General features: G+C 64.2%; 15 protein-coding genes. 12 read left to right on the top strand and 3 right to left on the bottom strand.

The window, feature by feature from the left end; genetic code table 11:
• Nucleotides 1-2 precede the first annotated feature (2 nt).
• From E1742_RS21965 to E1742_RS21975, 3 genes are all read right to left on the bottom strand, one after another.
• Nucleotides 3-2,903 (bottom strand): TonB-dependent receptor domain-containing protein, encoded by a 2,901-nt coding sequence (locus E1742_RS21965; protein ID WP_229466222.1) that lies wholly within the window; start codon nucleotides 2,901-2,903, stop codon nucleotides 3-5.
• Between the two features lie 550 nt (nucleotides 2,904-3,453).
• Complete coding sequence (locus E1742_RS21970; protein WP_134387245.1) at nucleotides 3,454-6,231, bottom strand: TonB-dependent receptor domain-containing protein; 2,778 nt, start codon at nucleotides 6,229-6,231, stop codon at nucleotides 3,454-3,456.
• A gap of 585 nt (nucleotides 6,232-6,816) precedes the next feature.
• Nucleotides 6,817-9,609, bottom strand: coding sequence for a TonB-dependent receptor (locus E1742_RS21975; RefSeq protein ID WP_229466224.1), 2,793 nt, complete (start codon nucleotides 9,607-9,609; stop codon nucleotides 6,817-6,819).
• Nucleotides 9,610-10,051: 442 nt separating this feature from the next.
• Here E1742_RS21975 and E1742_RS21980 point away from each other — a divergent pair, with 442 nt between their 5' ends.
• The 12 genes from E1742_RS21980 (at nucleotide 10,052) to truB (ending at nucleotide 25,787) form a co-directional block, all read left to right on the top strand.
• Nucleotides 10,052-10,990, top strand: a complete 939-nt coding sequence (locus E1742_RS21980) for an ABC transporter permease (RefSeq protein WP_134387246.1) — start codon at nucleotides 10,052-10,054, stop codon at nucleotides 10,988-10,990.
• Nucleotides 10,987-11,994 (top strand): ABC transporter permease, encoded by a 1,008-nt coding sequence (locus E1742_RS21985; RefSeq protein WP_134387247.1) that lies wholly within the window; start codon nucleotides 10,987-10,989, stop codon nucleotides 11,992-11,994. Before E1742_RS21980 ends, E1742_RS21985 begins: the two co-directional genes overlap by 4 nt.
• Nucleotides 11,991-13,688, top strand: coding sequence for an ABC transporter ATP-binding protein (locus tag E1742_RS21990; RefSeq protein WP_134387248.1), 1,698 nt, complete (start codon nucleotides 11,991-11,993; stop codon nucleotides 13,686-13,688). Before E1742_RS21985 ends, E1742_RS21990 begins: the two co-directional genes overlap by 4 nt.
• A gap of 27 nt (nucleotides 13,689-13,715) precedes the next feature.
• Nucleotides 13,716-14,678 (top strand): VTT domain-containing protein, encoded by a 963-nt coding sequence (locus E1742_RS21995; protein WP_134387249.1) that lies wholly within the window; start codon nucleotides 13,716-13,718, stop codon nucleotides 14,676-14,678.
• A gap of 306 nt (nucleotides 14,679-14,984) precedes the next feature.
• Nucleotides 14,985-16,001 (top strand): glucokinase, encoded by a 1,017-nt coding sequence (locus tag E1742_RS22000; protein WP_134387250.1) that lies wholly within the window; start codon nucleotides 14,985-14,987, stop codon nucleotides 15,999-16,001.
• A gap of 352 nt (nucleotides 16,002-16,353) precedes the next feature.
• Complete coding sequence (scpB, locus tag E1742_RS22005) at nucleotides 16,354-17,085, top strand: SMC-Scp complex subunit ScpB (RefSeq protein ID WP_134387251.1); 732 nt, start codon at nucleotides 16,354-16,356, stop codon at nucleotides 17,083-17,085.
• Complete coding sequence (gene rluB, locus E1742_RS22010; protein WP_134387252.1) at nucleotides 17,069-19,087, top strand: 23S rRNA pseudouridine(2605) synthase RluB; 2,019 nt, start codon at nucleotides 17,069-17,071, stop codon at nucleotides 19,085-19,087. The genes scpB and rluB overlap by 17 nt, the downstream gene beginning before the upstream one ends.
• 291 nt (nucleotides 19,088-19,378) lie before the next feature.
• A complete protein-coding gene (gene rimP / locus E1742_RS22015; protein WP_134387253.1) occupies nucleotides 19,379-19,867 on the top strand; it encodes a ribosome maturation factor RimP in 489 nt (162 codons plus the stop codon).
• Nucleotides 19,864-21,429 carry a transcription termination factor NusA gene (gene nusA / locus E1742_RS22020; protein WP_134387254.1) on the top strand — a complete coding sequence of 522 codons (1,566 nt, stop codon included), beginning with the start codon at nucleotides 19,864-19,866 and terminating at the stop codon, nucleotides 21,427-21,429. Before rimP ends, nusA begins: the two co-directional genes overlap by 4 nt.
• A 44-nt stretch (nucleotides 21,430-21,473) precedes the next feature.
• The gene (gene infB / locus E1742_RS22025) at nucleotides 21,474-24,368 is read left to right on the top strand and encodes a translation initiation factor IF-2 (protein ID WP_134387255.1); all 2,895 of its coding nucleotides are present in this window, start codon (nucleotides 21,474-21,476) and stop codon (nucleotides 24,366-24,368) included.
• A gap of 91 nt (nucleotides 24,369-24,459) precedes the next feature.
• Nucleotides 24,460-24,861 carry a 30S ribosome-binding factor RbfA gene (gene rbfA, locus E1742_RS22030; RefSeq protein ID WP_134387256.1) on the top strand — a complete coding sequence of 134 codons (402 nt, stop codon included), beginning with the start codon at nucleotides 24,460-24,462 and terminating at the stop codon, nucleotides 24,859-24,861.
• Nucleotides 24,861-25,787: a tRNA pseudouridine(55) synthase TruB gene (gene truB / locus E1742_RS22035; protein ID WP_134387257.1), complete on the top strand. Its 927-nt coding sequence runs from the start codon at nucleotides 24,861-24,863 to the stop codon at nucleotides 25,785-25,787. The genes rbfA and truB overlap by 1 nt, the downstream gene beginning before the upstream one ends.
• The last annotated feature ends 92 nt before the right edge of the window (nucleotides 25,788-25,879 follow it).

Below are 25,879 nucleotides of genomic sequence, written 5' to 3' on the forward strand. Positions count from 1 at the left end.
TATCAGAACCGTGCGCTGGCGCTCAGGAAGATGCGGCGGCCCATCGCGTCATACGTGGATGGATACGTGTTGCCGTTGCCCAGGCCGGTGGCCAGCTGCGACGTCAGCGGCGGGTCGCGGTCGAACACGTTGTTGATGCCCAGCATGATCGAGTAGTTGCGCTTGTACGTGTACGTTGCCGTCAGGTCCAGGTAGTCGCGCTTGCCCAGTTCGCGGTCGACGGCATTGGTGCCGTGGCCTTCGGACGTATCGCCGTCGTTGAGCAGCGGGTTGTCCGACAGGTTCTGCAGCTCCACGCTGTTGAGATGGCGCCAGGTGGCGGCGATATCGACGTTCCACGGGGTGCTCCACGTGCCGCGCAGCTTGTGACGCCATTTCGGGTTCGGCGAGCCGCACTTGTTGGCACCATAGTAGCCGACGCAGTCGTACTCGCCTTCGCCCTTGATTTCCTCGGTCGTCAGCTTGTCCAGGTAGGTGCCGTTGAAGGCCAGGCCGAAGCGGCCCCACTCGCCCAGGCGCATCATGTAGTTCGCGCCCAGGTCGACGCCGCGGGTGTGCTGGCTGCCGATATTCTGTTGCGTGCCGACGATGCGGCCGTTATCGAACAGCCACAGCGAGCCGGTACGGTCACGCGTGATCAGCGAGCAGAAGCGTGCGTCGCCCGTGGCCAGGCACTTCGACAGCGTGGTGGCCGGATCGACGTTGTCGATCTTGTCGTCCACCTTGATGTCGAAGTAGTCGACCGTCACCGAGAGGTCGCGCGTCGGCGTCAGCACCAGGCCGAACGTTTTCGACTTGGCTTTTTCCGGCGCCAGGTTGGCATTGCCGCCCTGCAGGTAGTTGTACTGGCCGGCCGGGCTGTCCGAGATCGTGCCGTACTGGGCTGCCGTGACGCCGGTGTTCTGGCAGGCGGACAGCGAAGCGGTCGGGTTTTCGCCGGCGCATGGATCGGCGTTCATGTCGAACAGGTTGTTGCCCTGTGGCGTGTACAGTTCGATCAGGTTCGGTGCCCGCACCGCTTTCTGGTACGTGGCGCGCACGCGCACCTGGTCGATCGGCGACCAGATCACGCCCAGGCCGAACGTATTGGTCTTGTTGCCCGTGCTGTAGTTGGAGTGGCGGTAGGAGCCTTCCAGTTGCAGCAGCTTGGCAAACGCCATGTCCTCGATCAGCGGCAGCTTGGTTTCGCCGAAGTAGTCGCGCACGGAGTACTGGCCCGTCACGCCGCCCGTCGGGCCGCCCGAACCGGACAGGTCGCCGGCCTGCGTGGCCGCATCCGTCATCAGTTCCAGCTTCTCGCGGCGGTGTTCGAAGCCGAACGAAACGCCCACGCCGCTCTTGGCCGTCGGCACTTTCCAGCCGTATTCGCCCAGGTCGGCACCGATCGTCGCACCCTGGAACTGCTGTTCCGTCGAGCCCTTGCGCATGCCCGGGATCTGCAGGTAACCCAGCATTTCCGGCGTGATCGCGCCCAGCTGATAGACGTTGTACGGCACGCAGGCGGCATCGCCGGATGCGCAGGCGGCCTTGCCGTTGACGTTGATGACGTCCAGGGCCTTGTCGATGCGCTGCGACGAGAAATAGTTCTCTTCGCTTTGCGAGTAGATCACCTTGGCGGACTGGGCGTACACGTCGTACGACCAGATGCCCAGCTCGCCCTTGACGCCGAACAGTTCGCGGAACGACGTGTTGCGGTACTCGGACTGGCGTCCGCCGCCTTCGACGTTGCGGCGGTTGACGACGACTTCGACCGGGTTGGCGGCCGTGATGCCCAGCGTGTCCTTCAGCTGCTGCGACAGGAACGGATTGTCGTTGCGCAGGATGGCCGAATTGCCGAAGATGCCGCCCGGCGCGATCTGCGCCACGGTGCGGTCGTCGTGGAACGAGAAGTCGGAGTAGATCCGCATCTTGTCGTTGACGTCGTAGTGGATGTTGGCGTTGAAGCCGTAGCGCTCGGAAGGACGCTGGTAGTGGTTGATCGGGCCGAAGTTGTACTGGTCCAGCGCGTTGTTGAAGATGCGCGCATTGCCGCTGGCATCGACAGTGTAGACCTTGCCCTTGTTGGGGCCGCTCAGCGCCTGGATACGGCCGGTGGCGTTGGTGCCCGAGCCGCCGCAGGCGAAGCCGGTGGCGGTGGAGCTGACGGTGCAGGAGGAAAAGTCGCGGTCGGCCTGCAGCAGCTCGTCTTCCTTCTTGTAGCTGAAGAAGAGGGTGGCGTTACCCTTGTTGTCGGCGAAGTTCGAGCCCATCAGCAGGCTGGCGTCGCGCGATTTGCCGTCCCAGCCCTTGTCGCCGGGCAGCGAGAACTGCGACGGGTTCGAGGCGCCGCGTTCGGACACCAGGCGGGCGATGTCGCCGCCGTTCTGCTGGTGGTTGAAGCCGCTCATATTGGCTTCGACCTGGATGCCCTGGAAGTTGTCCTGCATGATGAAGTTGACGACCCCGGACACGGCGTCGGAACCGTACACGGCGCCGGCGCCGCCCGTCAGCACTTCGACGCGCTTGATCAGCGGTGCCGGGATCTGGTTCAGGTCGGCTGCGGTATTGGTCGGGCTGCCCATCGGCAGGCGCTTGCCGTTGACCAGCACCAGCGTACGCTCGGCGCCCAGGCCGCGCAGGTTGACGGTGGCGGTGCCGGTCGAGCCGTTGACGACGTTGCCGCCCTGGTCGGCAAACACCTGCGGCATATTGTTCAACAGACTCTCGACGTTACGCACGCCATCCGTCTTGATGTCCTTTGCCGTGATCGTCGTGACCGGGCTCGTGCCTTCCAGGTTGACCGTCGGAATACGGGAGCCCGTGACTTCCACCTTGGTCATCGGGGCTTCGGCCTGCTGGGCGTGTGCCGCCTGCATCCCGAATGCCATGCCGGATGCGCAGATCATGCGAATCGAGCGGGACAACAATTTTTCCATTGCCATATTGTTTGCTTCCTATTCCCGAGTAATTGAATTGCGTTGCACGTTGCTGCCGCCGTTGCAAGCTCGCAAACTTGTCGTTGCTCATTCATCAAACCATCGCTAGGAATTCTGTGTCAATTGATGCAGTTGGCCGCATTTGGGGCGCGGTTGCGCTAACACGGTGCAACGGTGCCCGTTAGTCAGTTACATTAGGAAACAAATTGCCGTCGAGTTAAGCGAGGTTGCGTCAACATTACGTGAAGATCAGCAACTTCTGTGTCGCACCAAGCTGGTGCATTGAAGGAGGAAGGGAGACGATTTATTCTGCAGCGACGTGGTGCCACCGTGACACGTTCGTTACATTATTGCGACAATTGCACCATCAATGAAGTATTTTAGGCGTTTCGGCAACGACGCTGGCGCTGGCGGAAGCCCTGCCCGGGGACTTTAAAAGTTGCCCCGGCGTCGCCGCTCGACGCGCTGGGCGGGCAACTGGACGAAAAAAAAGGCGACGCAAGCGTCGCCTTCAGACCATCACAAGGTCGGAAACAGCTTAGAAGCGATACGAGCCGGACAGGTAGAACTGACGGCCCAGCGCGCTGGAGTACGACGGGTTATAGCCCACCTGGTGCGAACCGGCATTACGCAGCGAGAACGGCGGATTGCGGTCGAACAGGTTGACGATACCGGCGGTGATTTCCACTTTCGGCATTGGACGGTACGCGACCTGGTAGTCGAACGTCGTGTAGCTCGGCACGCGCAGTGTCACGCCGTAGCACTCGCCCGGCGAACCGGCCACGATCACGGCGCAGTCGTCTTCCGTCTGCGGCTTGTCGATGTAGCCGTTACGGTAGGCGGCGGTCAGCGTGTGCGTGAACTGCTTCGTCTCGAACGACGACGAGGCCTTGATCACGTGACGGAAGCTGACGGCGTCGTCGATGCCGTAACGGTTCAGGTCGGTCGTCCACTCGTCGCTCGTGCCCGGTACCGTGTAGCGCGAACGCAGCAGGTACGTGCCGGCCAGGCGGCTCGTCAGCTTGCCGCCGTAGACGTTGATCTTGTGCGTGAAGTCGTAGTCGATACCACGGTTCTCGCGCTGGCCGATGTTAATCGGCAGCATTTTCACTGCCAGCACGTCCTGGCCGGTGGCATTGATGTGCTTGACCGTGTACAGGTCGGTGTACTTGCCCGGATTGGCGAAGATGTCGGCTTCGTTGACTTCCGAAACCTGGTTGCTGATCTTTACGTTCCACAGGTCCAGCGCCATCGAGATGTTGTTGGTCGGTTCCCAGACGGTGCCGATCGACCACTGTTTCGACTCTTCCGGCTTCAGGTTCGGGTTACCGCCGCGGAAGGCTTCGAATTGCTGGCGGCCAACGCCGTTGCAGTACGACGCCAGCGGGTGGCCGGTGCCGGTCAGCGGGCACTGGTAGTTACCGCCGGTAACGCCCCAGTCTTCCAGCACGCCGGCGATTTCCTGCATCGACGCAACACGGAAGCCCGTGCCGGCCGCGGCGCGGAACATCAGGCTCTTGGTGGCGGAGAATTTGCCGGACACTTTCCACGTCGTGGCGTTTTCCTTGTTGCCGATCTTCTGGCCCGTCAGCTTGTCCTCGACGGCGCCGATCTGGTCGTAACGCAGCGAGCCGGTCAGTTCCAGCTGTTTCGTCACGGGCATCATCAGCTCGGCATAGGCGCCGGCGTTGTCGCGCTCGAAGCCGCTGTCCACGGCACCGCCGTCGCCTTGCAGCAGCGCGTTCTTCGCCACGTCTTCGTTGGCCATCGTGTACGACGTGTTGCGGTAGTCGACGCCGACGCCCAGCATGGCCGTGCCGCCAGGCAGCGCGAAGGCGGAACGGGAAGCGCGCGCGTCCCAGCCCTTCATCGTGACGGTCTGCGTCTGGTACAGGCCGGAGAAATCGCTGGCCAGCAGCGCCGCACGGGTCGCGTCGGAGACGGAGCCCGAGAACGGATCGATCGCGCCGGCATCGACGGCCGCCTGGAACCTGTCCGCCCATGGCGTGCCGCCCACATAGTCCGTGGTCTGCTTGTTGCGCGACCAGGTCAGCGCGGAATTGACATCCCAGCCGAACGCGTTGCCATCGACGCCGACGACAGCATGCGTGGCCTTGGTGCCGTAGTCATAGACGCGGTTGCCCAGGCCCGTGGCGCGATAGTTGGCGACGGTGCTGACGGCGTTGGCGGCCTGTTCGGCGGTCAGGTTCGGCAGGATGTACTGGTTGTACAGCGACGAGCCCTGGCCGATCGAGAACTGGGCCGGCAGCGGCGCGATGCTGGCGCGCACGTTCGCTTCCGTGTAGGCGAAGTCGTAGAAGGCGTTGAAGCCGGTCTTGCCGATCTTCAAGCTGCCGGAGCTGAACAGCGCGTCACGCTTCGTTTCCGGGTTGATTTCGATCGTCGACGGCGAATCGAAGTAGCAGTTGCCGTCGCCGAAGAAGTCGTGGTTCAGGGGTGCGCAGCCGCCGTTGGCCAGTGCGTACGGGTTCAGGTTGACGTTGCTCGTGGTGCCGTCGGCTTTGCGGTACTTGACCGTTGCATTGCCGGGAATGGCGCGCGAGGAGCCGTTGATGAACTGGAGCGCTTTGCCGTTGGCCGGGTCGGTGAAGTTGATGACGCCGGTCCTGGCGAAGTCGCGCTGCGATGCGCGCAGCGACTTCTGCTCGTCGTGGCTGGCCGAGAAGAACACGCTGTAGCCGTCGTCGTCGATGTCGCCGAAGCCCTTCGAGATCGAGACCGAGTTCGACGCGCCGCCCGATTCCTGCGGACGGTTGTACTTGGCGTTGATCTCCCAGTCGGAGGCGCCTTTCTTCAGGATGAAGTTGACGACGCCGGCAATGGCGTCCGCGCCGTACAGGGCGGAGGCGCCGTCCGTCAGCACTTCCACGCGCTCGATGGCCGAGAGGGGAATGGAATTCAGGTCGATCGTCGTGCCCGAGTTGGCGGGCGCGATGCGGCGGCCATTGAGCAGCACGAGGGTGTAGGCCGAGCCGATATCGTGGATCGATGCCGTCGTCACGCCGCCGCCGCCGCCGCCGACGGAGTCGGCCGCCACGGAGAAGCCCTGCATGGCGGGGATCTGCTGGATGAAGTCCGTCACGGTCGTGACGCCGGACTTCTTGATGTCTTTCTGGTTGAACGACTGCACCGGCAGCGACGCTTCGGCAGCGATACGCTTAATGGAGGAACCGGTGATTTCAACGCGCTGCATGGGCTGGTCGGCGGCTTCCTGGGCGGTCGCGGCCTGCATGCCCATGACCAGGCTGCCCGCGAACATCACGCGCAGGGAACGAGACAGAACTTTCTCAATCATTGCAACTTCTTTCGGAAAATGGGAAAAACAACCCGCGCCGGGTGGGGGCGGAGAAGGCGCAGCCCTCGCTGCTTTACTCTTGGTTACTATGGTCTAGTGACTGTGAGCCCTGCGATTTCTCACAAAAAATCACGGGGTCTGTATCAAACCACCACGGCAGCGGTTTTGTCAATTTTTGTTTGGCTTTGTAAGCAACTGTGAATGTTTTATGCCAACAAATTGTGGTTTTCTATAGTGTTGCTGAGACGAAATGGTAAATACAGCAATAAAGAGTTTGTCAATGAATTAATGGGGGCCGCCATCCATCGAGCGGGGTGAAGTCCGGCAACCGACGCCGTTCGGGGGAGGGGAGCCGGACGGCGCCGGTGATCGGCGTCGGCGTGCCGTTGGCGGCCGTCGGGGCAACGAACCGGGTCCAGCACGGAAGCCGGACCGGATTTTCCATGGATGTGGAACGTGACATGACGTCCCATCAGTATTGACGCGGATGTGGTTGGGCGACACATTCAACAAGAAAGGGACCGGTGCCGCTACGGACGAATGTCCGAAGCGGCACCGGTCCCCCGGCCGTCATTCGCGGTGCGATCAGAAGAACTTGTAGCTTGCGCCCAGCTTGAAGTAGCGGCCGATGGCGCCGGAAGCGTCCATCGGGTTGTAGCCCAGCGCGCCGTACGTCAGCGGATCGAGCGGCGCCACCTTGTCGAACACGTTGCTGACGGAAGCAAAGAACGTCAGCTGCTTGTTGACGTTCCAGCGCGTGGACAGGTCCACCGTCGTGAACGACGCGATCTCGCAGTTCTTCGTGCCCGGCTGGCCGTTGGCCAGCAGCGATGCGCACGGGTTACCCTCGAACAGGATGTTCTTCATCTTGTCGCGGTAGTTCACGTTGCCCGAGAAGTTCCACGCGCCGATGTCCCACGAGGCCGTTGCGTTGACCTTGTTCTTCGGCGTGCCGGCGCAGTTCGACGTATCGCAGTTGCCGTGCGTGCCGGCAAACTGGTACGCGCGCGTGGCCGACTCCTGGCGCAGCCAGGATGCGGTATGGCTGATGACGACGCCCAGGTTCAGGCGGCCGTATTCGCCCAGGCGCAGGCGCTGGCGCACGTCCAGGTCAACACCCGACACTTCCGTGAAGCTGGAGTTGCGGTACGGCGCCTGCGTCATGATCAGCGTGCCCGAGTTCGGGATGACCTGGCCGTTGATGACGAGGTTGTTGTCCGAGCGGATCGCCGTCGGCAGCGCGGCGGCCTCGTTGTACGGCAGCGGATTGATCTCGTTGCTGCGCTTGATCTTCCAGCCGTCCAGCGCAATGCTGGTACCGTCGAACGGATCCCAGACGAGGCCGAGCGAGTAGCCTTTCGACGTTTCCGGCTGCAGGTTCGGATTGCCGACCTTGACGGCCGCGACGGACAGGCCGCAGTCCGTCGACGTTGCACCGCCGGCCGTCAGGGCCTGCCCACCCGGGCAGCGCACCGGATCGGCCACGGTGGAGTTGCCGGTGGACTGCGAACGCGTGCCGCCTTCGGCCGGGCCCGGCGCGCGGAAGCCTTCCGTGTACGTGCCGCGCAGCGCAAAGTTCTTCACCGGCGTCCACTTGATGCCGGCCTTCGGCGTCGTCGAGTTGAAGTTGTCGTATTTGTCGTAACGCACGGCGGCGGAGAGTTCCACGCCGGTCAGCACGGGCGCCAGCAGCTCGGCGTAGACGGCCGACACCTTCGAGTCGCCAAAGGCGGCCACGTAGTTCGAGTTGATCGAACCGTTTTCCGAGCCCGACAGCGAAGGATTGCTCAGTTTCTCGCGACGATGCTCGGCACCGACGGCAATACCCAGGTTACCGCCGGGCAGGGCAAACAGCTCGCGCGATGCCTTGAAGTCGACGACGGCCAGGCTGCTCTTCGACAGCGACGCGGCGTTGACGGCCAGCGCCGCATACAGCGACGCCGGGTTGCGGCCCGCTTCCGCGCCCATGTAGTACGGGAAGTACTGCGACGTGGGATCGCCCAGCGCCGCGCGCATCACGTTCATGTTCAGCATGTTCGTGTAGATCAGCTGCAGCTCGGAATTCGAGTACGTGAAGCCGGTGTCGTAGTCCCAGCCGAAGGCCGAACCCTTGATGCCCGCCACGAAGCGCTTGAACTCGTTGTTGGCTTTGCGCACGCTCGGGCCGATGTCGCCGGCCAGGTAGCGGATGCGGGCCGGCGCGCCGAACGGGTTCTGTGGGTGCGAGGCGGCCAGCAGGTTCAGGTTGCTGTAGTTGATGAAGCCTTGCGGGTTCTGCGCGTTCGGCGGGAACGCCACCGTCGGCGTGAACGATGGCGGCACCATCGTAAACGACGTGTCGCGCTTCGAGTAGCCCACCTCGACGTACGCTTGCGTGGCCGGGTTCACCTGGAAGGTGCCGCGCGTGTACAGGTTGACGGATTCGATCTCCGGCTGCATGTCGCGCCACTGGTTCACGTGCGTCAGGCAGCCGCCGTTGGCACCGGTCTGGTCCTGCGTGGCGGTGAGGCCGGCGCAGCCCGGCAGGGTGACATAATTGGTGGTGACGGGGTTGCGCACGGCGCCGGCAACGCTCTGGTTGGCATTGTTGGTGCCGGAAATAAAGCCGTTGGCGAACTGCGTGCCGACGGGAAAGCCCCATGGCCGCAGGTCGCCCGCGCCGATATAGCCACGCCGGCCCGAGCGGTCGCTGTTGGCGATGCTGTCGGACTGCATGTACTCGGCGTTGACCACCCAGTTGTAGCGGTCCTCTTCCAGGTCGCCCTGGCCGTAGGTGATCGACGCCTTGTTCTGCTTGCCGTCGTCATAGCGCGACCAGCCCGTGTCCGCCTTCAGCTCCAGGCCGCGGAAATCCTTGCGCAGGATAATGTTGACGACACCGGCAATCGCATCCGCGCCGTACGTGGACGAGGCGCCGTCCTTCAGGATCTCGATGCGCTCGACGATCTGCATCGGCACGGTGGACAGGTCGGTAAAGCTTTTCTGGCCGTCGTCGGCGCGGGCAAACGGCGCCATGCGCCGGCCGTTCAGCAGCACGAGGGTCGAGGTGGCGCCCAGGCCGCGCAGCGAGATGGCGGTGGAGCCCGCCGCGAAGCCGTTGCCGAACCCGGTCGGCAGCGAACCGGCGCCGTCCACGGCCAGGGTTTGCAGGTATTCGGCCACGGTGCCCTTGCCGGAGCGCAGCAGCTCTTCACGGCTGACGACCTGGACCGGCGACGCCGTCTCGGCGGTCGCGCGCTTGATGCTCGAGCCGGTGATCTCGACCCGTTGAATATTTGTATTGTCCTGTGCTGTCGCTGCGCCCGTCAGGCCCAGCGAAGCGGCGAAGCCGCCGGCGCACAACAGGCGCACCGAACGCGACATCATTTTTTCTACCATGAACTACCTCCACAGATGATTTTCAACGAGCGGCAGAGCGGGTGATTCTGCGATGCCAAGTGGAGAAGCGGTTCGCTTCTCGCCATGGCATGAAAGCACCCGTCATACTTTTCCGTCAATAAAGTTCGTCCAGCAAAATTGTTTAGTAATGCATCAAGTCGAGGCGCCGTTGCACCGGGGCGGTGCAATTGTCGGGACGCTGGCCCTTCCATCGCTCCAACTGTCGATATCGTCGTCTAACGCGCGAGAGGAATGCTCCGCAATGGCGCAGCGCCAGGAGCGGGAGTTTGTTGGGTATATGCGACAGCGGCTGCCAGGCGCGCGCGGGCCGTGATGCCCGCTGCGGCGATCGCCGCAGCACGGTGCATTTTGCGTGTCGGATGCGTTATCGTTACGGCTTTTAGCGCCGAGCCGCCTGAGCCGCTCACGTGTAAGGAACCGGATGCCCGCTTTTATCTTTCGCCGCCTGTGGCAGATGCTGCCGACCATGCTGGGCGTCGTGCTGCTCGTATTCTTGTTGTTCAACTGGGTGGGTGGCGACCCCGCTTATATCCTGGCTGGCAAGATGTCCAGCCCTGATGCGATTGCCAATATCCGCCGCCAGCTGGGCGTGGACGAGCCATATTACGTCCAGCTCGGCATCTTCCTGAAACAGATCGTCACCTTCGACTTCGGACAGAGCTGGGCCACGGGAGAACCGGTCGGCCGGATCATCGCCACGCGGCTGGGGCCGTCGCTGACGGTGCTGGTGCCGATGACGGTGCTGGAAACGCTGATCGGCGTGGCGCTGGCGCTGGCCGTCGCCTTTGTGCGCGGCTCGCTGACGGACCGCGCGGTCATGGTGGCGTGCACCGTCGGCATGTCGATCTCGATTCTGGTGTACATCATCGTGTTCCAGTACGGGCTGGCATACCGCCTTGGCCTGTTCCCCGTGCAGGGGTGGGGCGACAACTTTACCGACAACCTGCTGCGTTACGCCCCGCTGCCCATCCTGATCGGCCTGGCCGTGTCGATCGCGCCCACCTTGCGGCTGTACCGCAGCTTCGTGCTGGACGAAGTCAACCAGGATTACGTGCGCACGGCGCGCGCCAAGGGATTGCCGGAACGCCGCGTGCTGTGGGTGCACGTGCTGAGGAACGCCGCCATCCCCATCATCACGCACGTGATGGCAAACCTGCCGGCGCTGTTGATCGGCGCCTTCCTGCTGGAGCGCTTTTTCGGCATTCCCGGCATCGGCCGCGAGGTGATCCTGGCCGTCGAGCGCAGCGACTTCCCCGTCATCAAGGCCGTCACCGTATACGTTGCCGCCGCCACGATGGTGTTCAACCTGCTGGCGGACCTGCTGTACCAGGCCGTCGATCCACGGGTGCAGCTGTCATGACCGCGCTTCCCGTCGATCATGGTTCCGCAGGGCTGTGGACGTTGGCGTGGCGCCGGCTGCGCGAAGACCGCATCGCGATGGTCGCGCTGGCCATCGTGGCCGCGTTTCTCGTCATGCTGATGCTGTCCGCCACCGGCCTCATTGCCGCCGACTGGGAAGAGGAAGTCGGCGTGAACTATGCGCCGCCCGCGTTCGTCGGCGCCTCCGCCGCCACGATGCCGGCCGCCGGCGCTGCTACGCCGGTGCCGGACAATCCGTTCGACCCGCTGGCCGCCGACATCGGCGCGCTACGGGGCGAAGGCGCTGCCACGGCCGCGCCGCGCCGCGCCACGCTGCCGTTCGGCGCCGACAAATGGGGGCACGACGTCGTCAGGAAAACGATCAAGGGCGGCGAGACGTCCATCATCGTCGGCCTGATCGCCGCGCTGGTGGCGGTGGGGCTCGGTACCCTCTTCGGCGCCATTTCAGGATTCTATGGCGGCATCGTCGACGACCTGTTCAACTGGTTCTACAGCGTGTTCACGTCGATCCCGTCGATCCTCATGATCCTGACGGTGGCGGCCGTACTGCAGCAGAAAGGCGTGTTGACGATCGTGCTGATCCTCGGGCTGACGGGGTGGACGGGGCCGTACCGGCTGATCCGCGCCGAATACATGCGCCACAAGGCGCGCGAATACGTGCTGGCGGCCGATGCCATCGGCGCCTCGTCCTGGCGCAAGATGTTCGCCCATATCTTTCCCAACGTCAGCCACGTCGCGCTGGTGCAGCTGTCGATCCTGGCGGTGGGCTTCATCAAGGCCGAAGTGATCCTGTCGTTCCTGGGCTTTGGCGTGCCGGTGGGCGCCGTTTCGTGGGGCTCGATGCTGAACGAGGCGCAGAACGAGCTGTTGCTGGGCAAATGGTGGCAGCTCACCAGCGCCGCCGTGGCGATGGCCGTGCTGGTGACGGCGTTCTCGCTGCTGGCGGACGCCCTGCGCGACGCCCTCGACCCGAAGGTGAAATGATGGCGCCATTATTGCAAGTGCGCGGCCTGCGCATTGCCTTCCGCGTCGACAGGCGGACCACGTTCGAAGCCGTCAAGGGCATTTCGTTTAACGTGCCGCAGGACGCCACGGTGGCGCTGGTGGGCGAATCGGGCAGCGGCAAGTCGGTCAGCTCGCTGGCCATCATGGGGCTGCTGCCGAAGGCGACGACCTTGATCGCCCCCGCGGGCAGGGTCCTGTTCGACGGGCGAGACGTGCTGCACCTGCCGGACGCCGAGCGCCGCGCGCTGTGCGGGCGCGATATCGCCATGATCTTCCAGGAGCCGATGTCGTCGCTCAATCCCGTGTTCACGGTGGGGTACCAGATCGGCGAGGTGCTGCGCCGGCACATGGGGATGAACCGCCGCCAGGCGCGGGCGCGCACCCTGGCGCTGCTGGACGAAGTGGGCATTCCCGACCCGCAGGCAAAGATCGACGCGTATCCCGGCCAGATGTCGGGCGGGCAGCAGCAGCGGGTGATGATCGCGATGGCGCTGGCCTGCGAGCCCAGGCTGCTGATCGCGGACGAACCGACGACGGCGCTGGACGTGACGATCCAGAAGCAGATCATTGCGCTGCTGGCCGCGCTGCGCCGCAAGCGCCGCATGTCCGTGCTGTTCATTACGCACGACCTGGGCCTGGTGGGCGAGATCGCCGACGAAGTGATTGTCATGCGCCATGGCGAGATCCGCGAGACGGGTCCGGTGCGGACGATCTTCGGCGCCCCGCGCGATAACTACACGCGCGCGCTGCTGCACTGCCGCCCGCCGCTGGACGCGCGGCCCTGGCGCCTGCCGGTCATCGCCGATTATATGGACGGCCAGGTCGAGGCGAATCCACGACAGCGCGAGCGGGGTTATGCGCCGGACGACGACATCGTGCTGGACGTGCGCAACCTGAAGAAAAGCTTCTGGGTCAAGGATGGGCTGTTCGGCAGGCGCGAGTTCCAGGCCGTGAAGGACGTGTCGTTCCGGCTGGCGCGGGGCAAGACGCTCGGCGTCGTCGGCGAATCGGGCTCGGGGAAAAGCACGATGGGGCTGACGTTGTTGCGCCTGCACGAGGCCACGGCGGGCAGCGCGCTGTTCGAGGGGACCGACCTGCTGGCGCTGTCGAAGCGCCAGTTCCACCCTTACAAGCGGCGCATCCAGATCATCTTCCAGAATCCGTACGCGTCGCTCAACCCGCGCTTTACCGTCGGCCAGATCCTGCTGGAGCCGATGCGCCTGCACGGCATCGGTGCCGACGACCGCGAACGGGTGGCGCTGGTGCAGGCCCTCTTGGCCCGGGTGGGCCTGCCCCCGGTGGCCTATCACCGTTATCCGCACGAGTTTTCCGGCGGCCAGCGGCAGCGCATCGCCATTGCCCGCTGCCTGACGATGAAGCCGGAAATCCTCGTCTGCGACGAATCCGTGTCCGCGCTGGACGTCTCGGTGCAGGCGCAGGTGCTGAACCTGCTGCAGGAGCTGCAGGACGAATACGGCCTGTCCTATATCTTCATTTCGCACGATCTGGCGGTGGTGAAATACATCTCCGACCAGGTCATGGTGATGAACAAGGGAGAGGTCGTGGAGATCGGCGATGCGGATGAGCTGTACCGCGATCCCCGCCATCCGTACACGCGCACGCTGCTGGGCGCGATACCCCGATCGCCCGATGCGGCCCCTGAAGCCCGGTGATAAGATGGACAAAAAGATGGACAAACTATGGCAAACCTGATTTCACTTCTGCAAGACTACGGCGTACTGATCGTCTTCATTGTCGTGCTGGTCGAGCAGATGGGTGCGCCCATTCCCGCCTATCCCGTGCTGATCGTCTCCGGTGCGCTGGCCGTGGACGGGGGCGGCACGTCTCTGGCAGGGGTGCTGGCAATCAGCCTCGCCGCCTGCATGCTGGCGGACTTCTTCTGGTTCCGCGCCGGACGGCATTACGGCAAGCGGATACTGAAACTGCTGTGCCGGATTTCGCTGTCGCCCGACTACTGCGTCAGCCAGACGGAGGACAACTTCCGCAAATGGGGCCCGAAATCGCTGATCGTCGCCAAATTCATCCCCGGTTTCAACACGATCGGGCCGCCGCTGGCAGGAGCGATGGGCACGCGCGTGTCCGTCTTCTTCAGCTACAGCGCGCTGGGCGGCCTGCTGTGGAGCCTGACGGGCATCTCGATCGGCGCGTATTTCCACGCCAACGTCGACGACGTGCTGGACATGCTGGCGACGATGGGCAGCACGGCGCTGTCCGTGCTGGGCGCCTTGCTGGCGCTGTTCGTGCTCTTCAAATATGTCGAGCGGCGCCGCTTCCAGCGCGCCATGCGCACCGAGCGCATCAGCGTCGACCAGCTGAAGGGGCTGCTGGCGGACGGCCACGAACCCATCCTGATCGACGCCCGCAGCGCGACGGCGCAGCAGATGGAACCGCCCGTGCCTGGGGCACTGCTGCTGAACGGCGACCCGCTCAGGATCATCGACGCACTGCCGCGCGACCGCCACATCGTCGTCTACTGCAGTTGTCCGAACGACGTCACGGCCGCCACTGTGGCCAAGCAGTTGCAACAGCACGGCTACACGCTGGCCAAACCGCTGCACGGCGGCCTGGAGGCGTGGAACACGGCTTTCGCGGACGAGCGCACGGTGGTGGTGGCGGAACAGATTCCGGCGGAAGCCCGCTGAGACGGACTGCAAAAAAACGGTGACAGGCTCCGGTTTCCCGGCCCGGATTATAAAACCGGTGACAGGCTCCTGTTAATTCGGGTTCCCATTGGGGAAACCGGAGCCTGTCACTGGTTTTCGGGGCTGCCGGGCACCTCCGCCGGGATATATGGCATCACTATTTTGGTAGTCGTACTACGCTTCAGTTGGCGCTGTTTTCAGGGCTTTGTCGTACGGGTGTACTAAAACTACACGCAACTCTTGCGCCGTTGCTAAGAAATCCGATACGATGAGGGGTCATTAATTTTCGTCCGAACCATGAACGCCATGTCCGATACCGCGTCGTTGAACACCTCTACCGTATTTTCCGGCGGCGCGCGCCTGCTGGCGGACGTCGGCGGCACCAATGCCCGTTTTGCCCTGGAGCTGAGCCCGGCCAGGTTCAGTCATATTCATGTGCTGGCGTGTGCCGATTATCCGACGCTGGCGGACGCGATGCGCGCCTACCTGGCGCTGCCGGACGTGGCGGCCGCCGCACCGGGCATCCGCCATGGCGCCATTGCCATCGCCAACCCGGTCACGGGCGACGTGGTGCGCATGACGAACCACCATTGGGAATTCTCCATCGAGGCGCTGCGCCGCGAGGTGAACTTCGAAGTGCTGGCCGTTGTCAACGACTTCACGGCGCTGGCCCGGTCGCTGCCGCATATCCCGGCCGCACAGAAGCGCCAGGTCGGCGGCGGGGCGGCGGTGGAAGGCGCGCCGCTGGGTCTGATCGGCGCAGGCACGGGCCTGGGCGTGTCGGGGCTGATTCCGTCTGCAACGGGGTGGACGGCGCTGCTGTCCGAGGGCGGCCACGTCACCTTCGCACCATACAACGAAACGGAAGTGGCGATCCTGCAGTTCGCCTGGCGCGAGTTCGAGCACGTGTCGGCCGAGCGGCTGCTGTCGGGCGTCGGCATCGAACTGATCTACCGGGCGCTGGCGGATTATCGCAAGAAGGCCGACGCCGAAGTGCTGGGGGCGCCGGAGATCGCGCGCCGTGCGCTGGATGGCAGCTGCCCGCTCTGCGAAGAGGCCATCGAGGCGTTCTGCACGATGCTGGGCACGATCGCCGGCAACCTTGGCGTGACGTTGGGCGCGCAGGGCGGCATCTATATTGGCGGCGGCATCGTGCCGCGCCTGGGGGAGCGCTTCGACCGGTCCGGTTTCCGCGCCCGTTTCGAAGCGAAAGGGCGCTTCCGCGAATACCTGGCCGCAATTCCCACGTTTGTCATCACGGCCGAATATCCGGCATTCCTGGGCGTGTCGGCCATTCTGGCGGAGCGCCTTGCAGCCGCCTGACGCCCGAGGGAAAACAGGGCCGTTGCGCCGCCGCGGTCGCACGGCAGCGGCGCGAATTGCGCTATTCCCGATTTTATCGGGTACAATGAGCAAAGTTGGATGAAACGGCAGCGCGCGTTGGTTGAGCGCGATCCTGAGAAATCTTGGGAAGCCCCTGGCGGGCGGCGCCAGTTCGGTCCAGGCGCCTGTGTCGCGGCGCCACCGACCGGACCGTGCCCTTGCAGAGCAGTGGCAGCAGGATTTGCCGTCAGGTTTTCTCCCCGAAAACACATCTCTCCATCTGTGACCTTTCCGCCCCGGCGCGCAGCGGCCCGGCGGCTTCTTGCATGGATGTGCAACCACAGAATTGCTTATGGATACAGCTGAGGCCAAGAAAGTCCTCGAAACCGCGCTGCTTTGCGCTCGTGAACCGTTATCGATTCACAGCCTGAAAAAGTTATATGTCGAAACCGACGATCAGGGCCGCCCGCTGGGCGCCGGCGTCGGTGCCGATACGATCCGGGACCTGCTGGAGCAACTGCGGCAGGACTGGCAAGGCAGGGGCATCGAGGTGGTTGGCCTCGCGTCCGGCTGGCGTTTCCAGAGCCGGCCCGAAATGAAGCAGTACCTGGACCGGCTGAATCCGGAAAAGCCCCAGAAGTATTCGCGGGCGACACTGGAAACGCTGGCGATCATCGCCTATCGTCAACCTGTGACGCGTGGCGATATCGAAGAGATTCGCGGCGTAGCCGTGAACTCGCAGACGATCAAGATGCTGGAAGACCGTGGCTGGATCGACGTGGTCGGCTACCGCGATGTGCTGGGACGCCCGGCACTGTTGGGAACGACCAGACAGTTTCTGGATGACCTGGGATTACAGTCGCTGTCCCAGCTGCCGCCGTTGCAGCAAATCAGCGACGTGCAGAATGCCAATTCGATGGAAGTGCTCGAAGCCGCTCTGCAAGAGAATTTCGAGAAGGCGGCCCATGCCGCCGAAGCCCCTGACAATGTAGCGCCCGAGGACGCACCCGCCACCGGCGCGGTGCAGGAAGCAGCGCCTGACGCTGACCCCACGCAAGAACAAACGAATGAACAACACAGATAAGACCACCGAGACCGGCGCCCAGGAACCAGCCGCAGCGGCAGCCGCCGTCAAGCCCAAGCGCCGTACCAAGGCCCAGATCGAGGCGGATAACGCGGCCCTGCTGGCTGCAGGCGAAACGCCGAAGCCGAAGCGCACCCGTAAGGCCGCCGCGCCTGCCGAAGCCGGTGTCGCTGCCGCCGCGGACGTGACGCCAGCCGCGCCGGAAGCGCCGGCCGATGCCGCCCCCAGGAAGCCACGCGCCCGAGTGGCCAAGCCGAAAGCGGACGCCGTAGCGCCCGCACCGGCCGCGGTCGCCGCGCAGCCGGACGCTCCGGTCGAGGCAGCACCGGCCGAAGAACAGAAATCGCCGCGCGGCCCACGTGGTCCACGCCAGATGCGTGCCCAGCGCGCATTGCGCGATGCCGAAAAGGCACAGCACGCCGAAGCGGCGCCAGCGGGCGAGCAGCCTGCCGAAGCGCAGCCGGAAGCGGTCCAGGGCGAAGGCGCGCCGGCGCGCACCGGTCGCCAGGGCCGCAATGCCGAAGGCCGCAATGTTGAAGGCCGCAACACCGAAGGCCGCAACACCGAAGGCCGCAATGGCGAAGCGCGCGGCAAGCGCAAGGGCAAGCCGGGTCCGCCCGGCCAGCAGCTGCAAGGCCAGCAGGGCGGACGCCGCGGCGGCCAGGGTGCCAACGGCGCCAAGCCAAGCGAAGCCGATGCCGTGTTCTCGTTCGTGACGTCCGACGCGTTCGACCGCGACGAGGGCGCGCGCGGCAAGGGGCCGCAGAAAGCGGTACGCCGCGACCTGACGGCCGAAGACGACGCACCGAAGCTGCACAAGGTGCTGGCGGAGGCGGGCCTGGGCTCGCGCCGCGACATGGAAGACCTGATCGTCGCGGGCCGCGTGTCCGTCAATGGCGAGCCGGCCCATATCGGCCAGCGCATCCTGCCGACCGATGCCGTGCGCATCAACGGCAAGTTGATCCAGCGCAAGGTCAGCAAGAAGCCGCCACGGGTGCTGGTGTACCACAAGCCGGCTGGCGAAATCGTCTCGCATGACGATCCGGAAGGCCGTCCGTCCGTGTTCGACCGCCTGCCGACGATGAAGGTCGGCAAATGGCTGGCCGTCGGCCGCCTTGACTTCAATACGGAAGGCCTGTTGCTGTTCACGACGTCCGGCGACCTCGCCAACCGCCTGATGCACCCGCGTTATAACATCGACCGCGAATACGCCGTGCGCACGCTGGGCGTGCTGGAAGAAGGCATGCGCCAGAAGCTGCTGGCCGGCGTCGAGCTGGAAGACGGCCTGGCGCAGTTCTCCAAGATCGCCGACGGCGGCGGCGAAGGCATCAACAAGTGGTACCGCGTGGTGATCGGCGAAGGCCGTAACCGCGAGGTGCGCCGCATGTTCGAAGCCGTCGGCCTGACGGTGTCGCGCCTGATCCGTACCCGCTACGGCGCGCTGACCCTGCCGAGCAACCTGAAGCGCGGCCGCTGGGAAGAGATGGAAGAAAACACGGTACGCGACCTGCTGGCGATGGTCGGTGTCGAGAAGAAGGCGTCCGGCGACGGCGCGCCGGCCAAGGTCGGCAACGTCCGGGGCGAGCGCGGCGAACGCGGCAATGAGCGGGGGGCGGAGCGCGGCAATGAGCGCGGTAACGATCGTCGCGCTGGCCGCGGCGAGAAGGAGCCAAACTTCAACCGCCTGGATGTCAGCAACAAGAACGCCGATCCGTTCCCGCAGGCACCGCGCGGTCCGCGCGGCGGCCAGGGGCAGGGCAGCTACTTCGGCGCCGGCGGCTCGGGCCGTCCGGGTACTGCCGGCCGTGGCCAGGGCTTCGGCCGTGCCGGCCTGGGCGACCAGAACGGCGGCCGTCCGGCCCAGCCGGGCAAAGGCCGCGGTCCGAAACAGCCAGATCCGCTGCAGACGACGTTTGGTTTTGCTGGTCAGCAACCACGTCGCGGCGGTCCGCCGCGCGGCGGGGCGATCGACCACGGCATGCCGCGCCGCCGCAAGGGTTAATGGCGGCAGGGCGGGGCCGCCATGGCCCCGCTCAGCCGACCTCGGCGCCAACTTTGCCAGTGTTGTAACTACGTTCCGCTTCATTATGCGGCATTGCAGCGAAATCAATAAGCCGTTATAATGAGTAGCCTAGTAAAAGTTCTTTGCAGGAGTATTTGCTGAGAGTGCTTTCATCTGGCTGGCAGGAACAAGAAGATGGGCAGTTGCCCATTTTTTTTTTGCTCACCGAAAGTGAGCGCGTTATATGAAGGTCTGGAGGTCGCTTCCGGACCCCGATCTGGAGATTTTTCTTTGCAACAGCTGGACTTGATTGAGAAGACCGTTGTCGGTCTGGGCTACGAGCTGGTCGATTTTGAGCGAGCCGAGCGTGGACTGCTGCGCGTCTATATCGACTTCCCCGCCGCGGATGCGGAAGAAAAAGGTCCGATCACAGTGGAAGACTGTGCCACGGTCAGCCATCAGCTGTCGCACGTGCTGACGGTCGAAAATGTTCCTTACGAACGGCTTGAGATTTCGTCGCCCGGCCTGGACCGGCCGCTGCGAAAATTCGCCGACTTCGAACGTTTCGCAGGCCACGAGGCCATCGTCAAGCTGCGCATGGCGCTGCCGGGCACGTCGAACCGCAAGTCCTACCAGGGCATTCTGCAGCAGCCCGAAGGCGAGCAACTGGGTATTGAATTCGAAAGTAAAGATGGTCCTGCGGTGCTGAATTTCACGCTCGCGGATATGGATAAGGCACGTTTGGTGCCGCAGGTGGATTTTAGGAGCCGCAAAGCATGAGTCGCGAAGTATTGTTATTGGTGGATGCGCTGGCGCGCGAGAAGAACGTCGACAAGGACGTGGTATTCGGCGCGCTCGAGTTCGCACTGGCGCAGGCCACGAAAAAGCGCTATGAAGGCGAAGTGGACATCCGCGTTTCGATCGACCGCGATTCGGGCGAATTCGAATCCTTCCGCCGCTGGCACGTGGTGCCGGACGAAGCGGGCCTGCAGCTGCCTGACCAGGAAGTGCTGCTGTTCGAAGCGAAAGAGCAGATTCCCGACATCGAAGTCGACGAATACATCGAAGAACCGATCGAGTCCGTTGAATTCGGCCGCCGCTTCGCGCAGGATACGAAGCAGGTCGTCCTGCAGCGCGTGCGCGATGCGGAACGCGAACAGATCCTGGCGGACTTCCTGGAACGCGGCGATTCGCTGGTGACGGGCACGATCAAGCGCATGGAACGTGGCGACGCGATCGTCGAATCGGGCAAGATCGAAGCGCGCCTGCCGCGCGACCAGATGATCCCGAAAGAGAACCTGCGTATCGGCGACCGCGTGCGTGCCTATATCCTGCGTGTGGACCGCAATATGCGTGGCCCGCAGGTGATCCTGTCGCGCACCGCGCCCGAGTTCATCATGAAGCTGTTCGAACTGGAAGTGCCGGAAATCGAACAGGGCTCGCTGGAAATCAAATCGGCGGCCCGCGATGCCGGCGTGCGCGCCAAGATCGCCGTCTACACGGCCGACAAGCGCATCGATCCGATCGGCACCTGCGTCGGCATGCGCGGTTCGCGCGTGCAGGCCGTCACCGGCGAGCTCGGTGGCGAGCGTGTCGATATCGTGCTGTGGTCGGAAGACCCGGCGCAATTCGTCATCGGCGCGCTGGCACCGGCCAACGTGTCGTCGATCGTTGTCGACGAAGAGAAGCACGCGATGGACGTCGTCGTCGACGAAGAAAACCTGGCGATCGCCATCGGTCGCTCGGGCCAGAACGTGCGTCTGGCTTCCGAGCTGACCGGCTGGAAGATCAATATCATGACGGCCGAGGAATCGGCCGACAAGTCGGCCCAGGAAACGGCGGCCGTACGCGCCTTGTTCATGGCAAAGCTGGATGTGGACCAGGAAGTGGCCGACATCCTCGTGGAAGAAGGTTTCGCCAGCCTGGAAGAGATCGCCTACGTGCCGATCTCCGAAATGCTGGAAATCGATGCCTTCGACGAAGACACCGTGAACGAACTGCGTACCCGTGCCCGTGACGCTCTGGTGACCGAAGCGATCGCTTCGGAAGAGGGGCTGGAAGGCATGGACGAAGCACTGGTTGGCCTGGAAGGCATGGACCGCATTACTGCGGGCAAGCTTGGCCTGGCAGGCATCAAGACCGTCGAGCAGTTTGCCGGTCTGGCCTACGACGAATTCGGCGCCATCCTGGCGTTGTCGTCGGACCGTGCACGCGAACTGATCAATACTGAATTTGCAGATGTGACCGACGATGAAATGAAGCTGGTCGACGGCAAGTACGACGACCGTGCCAAGGCCCTCCAGGCCAAGGCGTGGGCACTGGCAGAAACGGCCAAAGCTTGAGCAGCATTCTTATCATCACCGCGACACATAGAAAAGAGGACTGAATGGCGAGTAACAACGTAGCCCAATTTGCCACCGAACTGAAGATGCCTGCAGACCTGCTGCTGACGCAGCTGCGTTCTGCCGGCGTCGAGAAGCAATCGGCGTCAGATCCGTTGTCGAAAGATGATAAGGACAAGCTGCTGGAACACCTGCGCCGTACGCACGGCGCAGCGGAAGGAACCGAGAAAAAGAAGATCACGCTGACCCGCAAGGAAACCACCGAGATCAAGCAGGCCGACGCCACGGGCAAGTCGCGCACGATCCAGGTGGAAGTGCGCAAGAAGCGCACCTTCGTCCAGCGTGACGACCTGACGACGACGACGGCTGCCGCCACGCCGGCGCCTGCCGCCGCGCCGGTCATCGACGAAGCCGAACGTGCCCGTCGTGAAGAGGAAGTGCGCAAGCAGGCCGAGCTGATCGCCCGCCAGGAAGCGGACCTGCGCGAGAAGCAGGAACGCCTCGCCAAGCTGGACGCGGAGAAGGAAGCCCAGGCGAAAGCCAGCGCCGCCGCCGAAGCGGAAGCGAAGCGCCGTGCCGACGCGGACGCGGCCAAGGCCGCCGCCGAAAAGGCTGCAGCGGAGAAGGCCGACAAGGCCGGCGCCGCCGATGCGGCGGCGGATGCGCAGAAGGCCGAGGCCGCTGCCGCCGCCGACAAGAAGCGTCAGGCTGAAGCCGAGGAAGCGAAGAAGAAAGCCGAGCAGGCTGCCAAGGAAGCGGCGGAACGCGCCGAAGCAACCGAGCGCGCCCGCAAGGCCGTGGCCGATGAAGTGGCACAGATCAAGCTGATGATGAGTCAGCCGCGCCGCGTCATCAAGGCACCGGAACCGGCGCCTGCGCCGGTCAAGCCGAAGGTTGCCGAAGGCACGCTGCACAAGCCTGCGGACAAGAAGCCGGCCCCTGGCGCGACGACGACGGACAAGAAAGACGACAAGAAGGGCGACAAGAAATCGATCAAGTCGGCCAATGTGTCGTCGACCTGGTCGGACGACGCCAAGAAGCGCGGCGCGCCGGGCGGTGGCCTGAAGGGCCGCGGCAACTCGGCGCCGACGGGTCGCGATGGCTGGCGTGCCGGCGGCCGTGGCCGTGGCCGCAACTCGCACGACGACCGCGAAACGAACTTCCAGGCACCGACGGAAGCCATCGTCAAGGAAGTGCACGTGCCGGAAACGATCACCGTTGCCGAACTGGCGCACAAGATGTCCGTCAAGGCATCCGAAGTGATCAAGCAGCTGATGAAGCTGGGCCAGATGTGCACGATCAACCAGGTGCTGGACCAGGAAACGGCGATGATCGTCGTGGAAGAAATGGGCCACAAGGCCTTCGCGGCTGCCGAGGACGATCCGGAAGCGCTGCTGGCCGACCAGGGCGAACACGCCCATTTCGAAGCGACCCCGCGTGCGCCGGTCGTGACGGTGATGGGCCACGTCGACCACGGTAAAACGTCGCTGCTGGACTACATCCGCCGCGCCAAGGTCGCGTCGGGCGAAGCCGGCGGCATTACGCAGCACATCGGTGCCTACCACGTGGATACGCCGCGCGGCATGATCACCTTCCTCGATACGCCGGGCCACGAAGCCTTTACGGCCATGCGTGCCCGCGGTGCGAAGGCAACGGACATCGTCATCCTGGTGGTGGCGGCGGACGACGGCGTGATGCCGCAGACGAAGGAAGCGATCGCCCACGCGAAAGCGGCCGGCGTACCCCTGGTTGTGGCCATCAACAAGGTCGACAAACCGGGCGGCAACGTGGACCGCGTGACGCAGGAGCTGATTGCCGAAGGCGTCGTGCCGGAAGAATACGGTGGCGAAGCGCCATTCGTGCCGGTGTCGGCAAAAACGGGTCAGGGCATCGACGCGCTGCTCGAAAACGTGCTGCTGCAGGCCGAAGTGCTGGAACTGAGGGCGCCGGTGGAAGCGCCGGCCCGCGGTCTGGTGGTCGAAGCCCGTCTGGACAAGGGCCGCGGCCCGGTCGCGACGATCCTGGTGCAGTCCGGTACCCTGAAGCGCGGCGACGTCGTGCTGGCAGGTTCGTCGTACGGCCGTGTTCGTGCGATGCTGGACGAGAACGGCAAATCGGTGGCCGAAGCCGGCCCATCGATCCCGGTCGAAATCCAGGGCCTGACGGAAGTGCCGGCCGCCGGTGAAGAAGTCATGGTCATGGCGGACGAACGCAAGGCCCGCGAGATCGGTAACTTCCGTCAAGGCAAGTTCCGCGACGTGAAACTGGCGAAGCAGCAGGCCGCCAAGCTGGAGAACATGTTCGACCAGATGGCCGAAGGCGAAGTGAAGAACCTGCCGCTGATCGTCAAGACCGACGTGCAGGGTTCGCAGGAAGCGCTGGTGGGTTCGCTGCAGAAGCTGTCGACCTCGGAAGTGCGTGTGCAGGTCGTGCACGCCGCCGTGGGTGGCATCTCCGAATCGGACGTCAACCTGGCGGTGGCCTCGAAAGCGGTCATCATCGGCTTCAACGCCCGTGCCGACGGCCAGGCCCGCAAGCTGGCCGAAGCCAACGGTGTGGACATCCGCTACTACAACATCATTTATGATGCGATCGAAGAGGTCAAGGCGGCACTGTCGGGCATGCTGGCACCGGAGAAGCGCGAAACCGTCACGGGTCAGGTCGAGATTCGCCAGGTTATCCTGGTCTCGAAAGTCGGCGCGATTGCCGGCTGCCTGGTCACCGATGGTGTCGTCAAGCGTTCGTCGTCGGTCCGCCTGCTGCGCAACAACATCGTTGTCTGGACCGGCGAGATCGAGTCGCTCAAGCGCTTCAAGGACGACGCGAAGGAAGTGCGCGCCGGCCTGGAATGCGGCCTGTCGCTGAAGAACTACAACGACATTATCGTTGGCGACGTGCTGGAAGCCTTCGAAGTCACCGAAGTGGCGCGTACGCTGTAATCGCAACGAATGCGGTATCCGTGGCGGGTGCCGCCCGCTCCGCGCAAGCGGGGTGGGCGCCACCCGCCATTATTTTTATTGGTAGGACATCATGGCTAAACACAGCAAATCCATCCCGGCCCGCGGCCTGCGCGTCGCCGACCAGATCCAGAAAGACCTCTCCGAGCTGATCGCCTTCGAACTGAAGGACCCGCGCGTCGGCATGCTGACGCTGGCCGAAGTGCAGCTCACCCCGGACTACGCGCATGCGAAGATCTACTTCACGATGCTCAAGGACGACCCGGAAACGGTGAAGAACACGCTGGCCGGCCTGCAGGCCGCCGCCGGCTATCTGCGCAACCAGCTGGGCAAGCGCCTGCACATCCACACGCTGCCGCAGCTGCACTTCGTGCACGACACGTCGGCCTCGCGCGGCATCGCCATGTCCGCGCTGATCGACAAGGCCAACGCTACCCGCGCGGCCGATTACGAAGAAGACGACAAAGAATCCTGATGACGCAGCAACGAGTAAAACGGGTGCGCGACCTGGTCGACGGTGTGCTGCTGCTGGACAAACCTGTCGGGCTGTCTTCCAACGACGCGCTGATCAAGGCCAAGCGCGTACTGAACGCGAAGAAGGCGGGCCATACGGGCACGCTCGATCCGTTCGCCACGGGACTCCTGCCGCTGTGCTTCGGCGAGGCGACCAAGTTCTCGCAGGACCTGCTGGAGGCGGACAAGACGTACCTGGCCACCGTCCACCTGGGCGTTCGCACCGACACGGGCGATACGGAAGGGCAGGTACTGCAGACGTATCCCGTGGACGTCACGGTCGAACAGATCGAGGCGGCGCTGGCGCGGTTCCGGGGCCCCATCGCGCAGGTGCCGCCGATGTATTCGGCCCTGAAGCGCGACGGCAAGCCGCTCTATGAATATGCCCGTGCCGGCATCGTGCTGGAACGCGAAGCGCGCAATGTCGTCATCTACAAGCTGGAACTGGTGAGCTACGAGGCGCCGTTCGTCAAGATCGAGGTCACCTGCAGCAAGGGCACGTACATCCGCGTGCTGGGTGAAGATATCGGTGCGGCACTGGGCTGCGGTGCGCACCTGAACGCGTTGCGGCGCATCGGGGTGGGCGCGCTGCGGGCCGAGGAGATGATCACGGCCGAAGCGCTGCTGGCGCATCCGGCGCCGTTGTCGCTGCTCGCACCGGTGGACGCGCTGTTGTCGTCCTTCCCGCGCATCGACCTGACGCCGCAGCTGGCGAAGCGCTTCCTGCAGGGCCAGCGCCTGCCGCTGGGGAAGGAGCCGGCGGTGGTGACGCCGGCGTCGTATGAAGGCCGCGTGCGCGTGTATGAAGGCACCCGCTTGCTGGGCACTGGCACGCTGGGGGAGTGGGCGATTCTGGCGCCCGAGCGGTTGATCGCCGCGGCACAGTAATCCGCGGGGCTGGCGGAAGGCCAGCCCCTTTCGGGCCGGTCCAGCCTTTCGTTAACCAAACGATAAGTTTTGCGTGCCAGTATACGGCCTTC

This window comes from Pseudoduganella plicata (genome assembly GCF_004421005.1).
GTDB lineage: Bacteria > Pseudomonadota > Gammaproteobacteria > Burkholderiales > Burkholderiaceae_D > Rugamonas > Rugamonas plicata.